At 49.3% G+C, this 5,846-nt stretch carries 2 tRNA genes and 3 rRNA genes; all 5 read right to left on the minus strand.

The annotated features are described in order from the left end of the window. Nucleotides 1-50: 50 nt before the first annotated feature. The 5 genes from rrf to ACO0LN_RS30075 all read right to left on the minus strand — a co-directional run bounded on the left by rrf (nucleotide 51) and on the right by ACO0LN_RS30075 (nucleotide 5,514). Nucleotides 51-163 (minus strand): 5S ribosomal RNA (gene rrf, locus ACO0LN_RS30055). Between the two features lie 246 nt (nucleotides 164-409). Beyond that, nucleotides 410-3,285 (minus strand): 23S ribosomal RNA (locus tag ACO0LN_RS30060). Nucleotides 3,286-3,678: 393 nt separating this feature from the next. Continuing rightward, nucleotides 3,679-3,754, minus strand: a tRNA-Ala gene (locus ACO0LN_RS30065). A 42-nt stretch (nucleotides 3,755-3,796) separates the two neighbouring features. Further along, nucleotides 3,797-3,873, minus strand: a tRNA-Ile gene (locus ACO0LN_RS30070). 112 nt (nucleotides 3,874-3,985) lie between these two features. Further along, a 16S ribosomal RNA gene (locus ACO0LN_RS30075) occupies nucleotides 3,986-5,514 on the minus strand. The 16S, 23S and 5S rRNA genes sit together here with 2 tRNA genes alongside, the layout of an rRNA operon. Between the last annotated feature and the right edge of the window lie 332 nt (nucleotides 5,515-5,846).

Here is a 5,846-nt window from a genome sequence, read left to right on the forward strand (position 1 = left end):
AAAAGCAAAACCCCCACTCAAATAAATGAGCGGGGGTCTGCGGAATAAAAGCCTGACGATAACCTACTTTCACACTGGTTGCAGCACTATCATTGGCGCGTAATCGTTTCACGGTCCTGTTCGGGATGGGAAGGGGTGGTACCGATTAGCTATGGTCATCAGGCATAACTTGTTGATTCGTTGATAGCTACGTTACTTTGTAGCTGGCAACAAATCCAATTCAGAAGAAGCTCAGTAGAGTGTGCGATCTTATTCGCACTAATCAAATTTGTTTTTTCACAGCAAGCGAGACCATCGCTTGCTGTGCTGGTTGTGACTGCTGCCGAACTTGCCTGGTTGTTTCCACAACTGGCACATTTTCGCAAACACTTCACAATACTTGTCGTAGCCTATTACCTGCTAAGGTTATAGGGACAAGCCTTACGGGCAATTAGTACTGGTTAGCTTAATGCATTACTGCACTTCCACACCCAGCCTATCAACGTCCTGGTCTCGAACGACCCTTTAAAGAGATCAAGTCTCTGGGAAGTCTCATCTTAAGGCGAGTTTCCCGCTTAGATGCTTTCAGCGGTTATCTCTTCCGAACATAGCTACTCGGCAATGCCACTGGCGTGACAACCGATACACCAGAGGTTCGTCCACTCCGGTCCTCTCGTACTAGGAGCAGCCCCCTTCAAACTTCCAACGCCCACGGCAGATAGGGACCAAACTGTCTCACGACGTTTTAAACCCAGCTCACGTACCACTTTAAATGGCGAACAGCCATACCCTTGGGACCGGCTACAGCCCCAGGATGTGATGAGCCGACATCGAGGTGCCAAACTCCCCCGTCGATATGAACTCTTGGGAGGAATCAGCCTGTTATCCCCAGAGTACCTTTTATCCGTTGAGCGATGGCCCTTCCATACAGAACCACCGGATCACTATGTCCTACTTTCGTACCTGCTCGACTTGTCAGTCTCGCAGTTAAGCACGCTTATGCCATTGCACTATTAGCACGATGTCCGACCGTACCTAGCGTACCTTCGAACTCCTCCGTTACACTTTGGGAGGAGACCGCCCCAGTCAAACTGCCTACCATGCACTGTCCCCGACCCGGATAACGGGCCAAGGTTAGAACCTCAAATAAACCAGGGTGGTATTTCAAGGATGGCTCCACGCAAACTGGCGTCCACGCTTCAAAGCCTCCCACCTATCCTACACAGATCGATTCAAAGTCCAATGCAAAGCTACAGTAAAGGTTCATGGGGTCTTTCCGTCTAGCCGCGGGTAGATTGCATCATCACAAACATTTCAACTTCGCTGAGTCTCGGGAGGAGACAGTGTGGCCATCGTTACGCCATTCGTGCAGGTCGGAACTTACCCGACAAGGAATTTCGCTACCTTAGGACCGTTATAGTTACGGCCGCCGTTTACTGGGACTTCAATCAAGAGCTTGCACCCCATCATTTAATCTTCCAGCACCGGGCAGGCGTCACACCCTATACGTCCACTTTCGTGTTTGCAGAGTGCTGTGTTTTTATTAAACAGTCGCAGCCACCAGTTTATTGCAACCCCTTCGTCCTTCTGCCGCAGGGCAGTCAAACTACAAGGGCGTACCTTATCCCGAAGTTACGGTACCAATTTGCCGAGTTCCTTCTCCCGAGTTCTCTCAAGCGCCTTAGAATACTCATCTCGCCCACCTGTGTCGGTTTGCGGTACGGTCTCGTATGACTGAAGCTTAGAGGCTTTTCTTGGAACCACTTCCGATTGCTTCATGAATAAATTCACTCGTCTCAACCCCTTGAATTACGCTGCCGGATTTGCCTAACAGCCTTCTCCAGGTTAAAAACCGACTATTCCAACAGTCGGACAACCTTCCGCGATCCGTCCCCCCATCGCATCATACGACGGTGCAGGAATATTAACCTGCTTCCCATCAGCTACGCATCTCTGCCTCGCCTTAGGGGCCGACTCACCCTGCTCCGATGAACGTTGAACAGGAAACCTTGGGCTTACGGCGTGGAGGCTTTTCACCCCCATTATCGCTACTCATGTCAGCATTCGCACTTCTGATACCTCCAGCATCCTTTACAAGACACCTTCGCAGGCTTACAGAACGCTCTCCTACCATATCCATAAATGGATATCCGCAGCTTCGGTGTATAGCTTAGCCCCGTTACATCTTCCGCGCAGGACGACTCGATCAGTGAGCTATTACGCTTTCTTTAAAGGGTGGCTGCTTCTAAGCCAACCTCCTGACTGTTTTAGCCTTCCCACTTCGTTTTCCACTTAGCTATACTTTGGGACCTTAGCTGGCGGTCTGGGTTGTTTCCCTCTTGACACCGGACGTTAGCACCCGATGTCTGTCTCCCTTGCTCGCACTCGTCGGTATTCGGAGTTTGCAATGGTTTGGTAAGTCGCGATGACCCCCTAGCCATAACAGTGCTCTACCCCCGACGGTGATACAAGAGGCACTACCTAAATAGTTTTCGGAGAGAACCAGCTATTTCCAAGTTTGTTTAGCCTTTCACCCCTACCCACAGCTCATCCCCTAATTTTTCAACATTAGTGGGTTCGGTCCTCCAGTGCGTGTTACCGCACCTTCAACCTGGCCATGAGTAGATCACTTGGTTTCGGGTCTACACCCAGCGACTGATTCGCCCTATTCGGACTCGATTTCTCTACGGCTTCCCTATGCGGTTAACCTTGCCACTGAATGTAAGTCGCTGACCCATTATACAAAAGGTACGCAGTCACGGAACAAGTCCGCTCCTACTGTTTGTATGCACACGGTTTCAGGTTCTATTTCACTCCCCTCCCGGGGTTCTTTTCGCCTTTCCCTCACGGTACTGGTTCACTATCGGTCGATATCGAGTATTTAGCCTTGGAGGATGGTCCCCCCATGTTCAGACAGGATTTCTCGTGTCCCGCCCTACTTGTCGCAAACTTAGTTCCACACCGATAATTTCGTATAAGGGGCTATCACCCTCTATGGCCGGAGTTTCCAATCCGTTCTACTATTAAAGATGCTAAATCTTGCAGGCTCTTCCCATTTCGCTCGCCACTACTTTGGGAATCTCGGTTGATTTCTTTTCCTGTAGCTACTTAGATGTTTCAGTTCGCCACGTTCGCTTTGCATACCTATGTATTCAGTATGCAATGACCTTACGGCCGGGTTTCCCCATTCGGAAATCTGCGGATCAATGTGTGTTTGCTCACTCCCCGCAGCTTATCGCAAGCTACTACGTCCTTCATCGCCTGATATCGCCAAGGCATCCACCATGTGCACTTAGTCACTTGTCCCTATAACGTTAACTCCTGGTGTCGCATTATTGAATCACTTCAATAATCCGGTTCATCACCAAGAAACGGTATAGTTCTTTACTACTTATGAGTATTACTTTAGCGTTTGCCGTATCTCAAGGAATTTGATATTTCTAAAACTTGTCTTTCGACAGCTTTTTCAAACTCTTTTTAATACTATGTTTGTTCGATACAATCACAACCCTTCCATAATTTCCATCAATGACTGTCGTCACTGACTTCTCTTTACAGAAATAATTTTGATTATTTCTACTTTACTTCTTCTAAATTGTTAAAGAACGAGAACTACTTAATTACTATTGTCTTTCGCTTTGAAAGTACAAACCTAAACCTCGGTGCTAATTGCTGCACTGACTTAGGTTTGCGATTTCTTGGTGGAGGATGACGGGATCGAACCGACGACCCCCTGCTTGCAAAGCAGGTGCTCTCCCAGCTGAGCTAATCCCCCATATTCAAATAAAAGCACAACTTCTCTTTTATTCAAGCAACCTGGTGGGTCTGGTTGGGCTCGAACCAACGACCCCCGCGTTATCAACACGGTGCTCTAACCAACTGAGCTACAGACCCGCTACTGAACCTTCAGTCGCTGTCCGGTCATTGCTACCCCGACGCAAACCGTTCTCTGTTCATTATCATTAACAGTCAATAAGTGTGGACACTTAACTACGCGCTACTCTAGAAAGGAGGTGATCCAGCCGCACCTTCCGATACGGCTACCTTGTTACGACTTCACCCCAGTCACGAACCCTGCCGTGGTAATCGCCCTCCTTGCGGTTAAGCTAACTACTTCTGGCAGAACCCGCTCCCATGGTGTGACGGGCGGTGTGTACAAGACCCGGGAACGTATTCACCGCGACATGCTGATCCGCGATTACTAGCGATTCCAACTTCATGTAGTCGAGTTGCAGACTACAATCCGGACTACGATACACTTTCTGGGATTAGCTCCCCCTCGCGGGTTGGCGGCCCTCTGTATGTACCATTGTATGACGTGTGAAGCCCTACCCATAAGGGCCATGAGGACTTGACGTCATCCCCACCTTCCTCCGGTTTGTCACCGGCAGTCTCATTAGAGTGCCCTTTCGTAGCAACTAATGACAAGGGTTGCGCTCGTTGCGGGACTTAACCCAACATCTCACGACACGAGCTGACGACAGCCATGCAGCACCTGTGTAAAGGTTCTCTTTCGAGCACTCCCAAATCTCTTCGGGATTCCTTCCATGTCAAGGGTAGGTAAGGTTTTTCGCGTTGCATCGAATTAATCCACATCATCCACCGCTTGTGCGGGTCCCCGTCAATTCCTTTGAGTTTTAATCTTGCGACCGTACTCCCCAGGCGGTCTACTTCACGCGTTAGCTGCGTTACCAAGTCAATTAAGACCCGACAACTAGTAGACATCGTTTAGGGCGTGGACTACCAGGGTATCTAATCCTGTTTGCTCCCCACGCTTTCGTGCATGAGCGTCAGTGTTATCCCAGGGGGCTGCCTTCGCCATCGGTATTCCTCCACATATCTACGCATTTCACTGCTACACGTGGAATTCTACCCCCCTCTGACACACTCTAGCCTTACAGTCTCCAATGCAGTTCCCAGGTTGAGCCCGGGGATTTCACATCAGACTTATAAAACCGCCTGCGCACGCTTTACGCCCAGTAATTCCGATTAACGCTTGCACCCTACGTATTACCGCGGCTGCTGGCACGTAGTTAGCCGGTGCTTATTCTTCAGGTACCGTCATTAGCAAGCTGTATTAGAACTCACCGTTTCTTCCCTGACAAAAGAGCTTTACAACCCGAAGGCCTTCTTCACTCACGCGGCATTGCTGGATCAGGGTTGCCCCCATTGTCCAAAATTCCCCACTGCTGCCTCCCGTAGGAGTCTGGACCGTGTCTCAGTTCCAGTGTGGCTGGTCGTTCTCTCAAACCAGCTACTGATCGTCGCCTTGGTAGGCTTTTACCCTACCAACTAGCTAATCAGATATCGGCCACTCCATGAGCATGAGGTCTTGCGATCCCCCACTTTCCACCTTAGTGCGTATGCGGTATTAGCGTAACTTTCGCTACGTTATCCCCCACTCTAGGGTATGTTCCGATATATTACTCACCCGTTCGCCACTCGCCGCCAGGTTGCCCCGCGCTGCCGTTCGACTTGCATGTGTAAGGCATGCCGCCAGCGTTCAATCTGAGCCAGGATCAAACTCTTCAGTTTAATCTCTGTTTTGTGTTCATTTCTGAACTGTGTCATGTGACTGACACATCGCTCACTCAAAATACTGACAGTTCAATGACTCATTGCTGAATCATCGTCTTGCTTTGTTATTTCTTGTGAACACTTGCTATATTATTTAAGCATTCCATTCAACCTAGATCGAATGGTGCGCTTCACCAAGTGCCCACATTTATTGACTGTTAATTGTTAAAGAACCTAAATCTTTTCTACCCTACCAGACCATCTTCTGATCCAGCTTTGCGTCGCAGCGTTGTGTGCGTCAGCAGCAGAGAAACGAGATTATGAAGCACTTATTCGCCGCTGTCAACACC

Source organism: Undibacterium sp. TC9W (assembly GCF_049339865.1).
Classification (GTDB): domain Bacteria; phylum Pseudomonadota; class Gammaproteobacteria; order Burkholderiales; family Burkholderiaceae_D; genus Undibacterium.